The sequence below is a fragment of the Aquabacterium sp. A08 genome, from assembly GCF_011742065.1.
Genome location: NZ_JAAQQT010000178.1, coordinates 1 through 302, shown reverse-complemented (window position 1 = coordinate 302; position 302 = coordinate 1). Strand labels below are relative to the sequence as shown.

The 302-nt window shown below is 73.2% G+C and carries 1 protein-coding gene; it reads left to right on the top strand.

The genetic code is table 11. The features are described from left to right. Positions 1–302 (top strand): ATP phosphoribosyltransferase regulatory subunit (locus HA630_RS01010; RefSeq protein ID WP_208299899.1); only part of this gene is annotated, 302 nt, incomplete at both ends.

Genomic DNA, 302 nt, shown 5'->3' with positions numbered 1-302 from the left:
GCCACCCCGGTGGAACTGCTGCGCGGTGGCCGTTACGACGAGGTGGGCGCGGTGTTCGGCCGCAAGCGTCCGGCCGCCGGCTTCAGCCTGGACGTGAAGGAACTGGTCCAGGCGCTGTCGGTGCCGCCATTGAAGCCCGCCATCCGCGCGCCCTGGGGCAGCGACGCGGGCCTGCGGGCGGCCATTGCCGCCTTGCGCGCGGCCGGCGAAACCGTGGTCTGCGCCTTGCCCGGCCCCGGCCACGAGGTCGACGAATTCCACTGCAACCGCACCCTGGTGGAGCGTGCAGGTGCCTGGGTGGT